The sequence below is a fragment of the Desulfovirgula thermocuniculi DSM 16036 genome, assembly GCF_000429345.1.
Classification (GTDB): Bacteria; Bacillota; Desulfotomaculia; order Desulfotomaculales; family Desulfovirgulaceae; genus Desulfovirgula; species Desulfovirgula thermocuniculi.
This window is the reverse complement of sequence record NZ_AUBR01000131.1, coordinates 1-1216: the sequence shown is the minus strand read 5'-3', so window position 1 is coordinate 1216 and position 1216 is coordinate 1. Positions and strand designations below refer to the sequence as shown.

General features: G+C 67.4%; 2 protein-coding genes. Both read right to left on the bottom strand.

The window, feature by feature from the left end; genetic code table 11:
• Positions 1-171 precede the first annotated feature (171 nt).
• Entirely contained in the window at positions 172-420 is a 249-nt protein-coding gene (locus tag G454_RS0115220) for a stage V sporulation protein S (protein ID WP_027719240.1), read from the bottom strand.
• Positions 421-455: 35 nt separating this feature from the next.
• Positions 456-986 (bottom strand): hypothetical protein, encoded by a 531-nt coding sequence (locus G454_RS19775; RefSeq protein WP_156896858.1) that lies wholly within the window; start codon positions 984-986, stop codon positions 456-458.
• Positions 987-1216: the final 230 nt, after the last annotated feature.

Genomic DNA, 1216 nt, shown 5'->3' with positions numbered 1-1216 from the left:
ACGCCGCAGAGCGCGCCCGCCGCCGCGGAGGCCGCGCAGAGCGGCGCGGCGGACGCTAGGGCGCCAGAGAGGAACCAGGATAGGCCGCCCGTCACCGCAGAACCGACCACCGGAGAAACGACGAACACCGACGTACGCAAAGAAGATCGACCTCCTTTTCCAAAAAATGTCTTAACGCCAGAAGACTTCGAAAACAATACCTACCGTACCGCCTTCCCTCTCGAAGCGCGGGGCGAACTTGAGATCCGCCCCCTCGGGCGCCGTCAGGCCGCGGGCCGCTATGACGCCCTTGACCGCCGCGTGGCACGCCTTCGGGCCGCACGCCCGCAGGACGGCCCTCCCGTACTTCCGCAGCACGGCGGCCACGGCCCCCGCCAGCTTCCGGGGATCGGTACAAGAAGAAACCCTCAGGACTTCCACTCCGCGGCGCAAAACCCCCTTTCGGAAAGAAGTACCTACCAGACCTCGCTCTGGCTGATTACCCGCGCCGTGTGGACGGGCGCGGAGATCGTCCCGAAGTCCACGGCGTCGTTCTGCTCCAGGACTACGCTACCCCTAAGGTCGCCGCCGTTGATCGTGCCCGCCACCAGGGCACCGTACTTCAGGGTGAACGAGGCGTTGCCGCCGCCCGTCTGCCTCCAGCCCGCATCGCCGCCCGCCACCGCCAGGGCCACGGAGGTGTCGCTGGAGTTCCTGAGCGCCAGATTGCCAGCCGTGATCAGCGTCACCCCCTCGGCCTGCAGGGAACCCGTCACGCTTATGCCCTTCACGGCCACGACGGCTGCCCGGGCGTTCGTCACGCCGCCGGGCAGGTAGGCAGTGCCCTCGACGAAGTACGTGCCGCTGAGGCCAGCCAGTTCGGAGGCGGTGAAGGTTTTGTCGCCGGGGAAGTAGTGCTTCTTGCCCGTGGCCTGCTCCTGGGCCTGGGCTATGTAGCGCGCCAGGCCGACCAGCGCGTTCACGTCGCCGATCTCAGGAAAGGGCACGGGCGGATCCCAGTAGGGGTTCTTCTTGCCGGACACGTAGCCGATTATCGCCGAGGTCGCGTAGACGTCCCCGAAGATGGTCCCCTTGTTCCCCGCGTTCACCAACCCGTCGGCGTAGACGGTCCTCCTGTTCGACGGCATCCCGATCCAGCCGTTGCCCTGTACCGCCAGGGGGCCGTTGACGAGCACGTCCGAGCGCACCCACGAGTTGCCCCCGGCGGTGAGGCCGA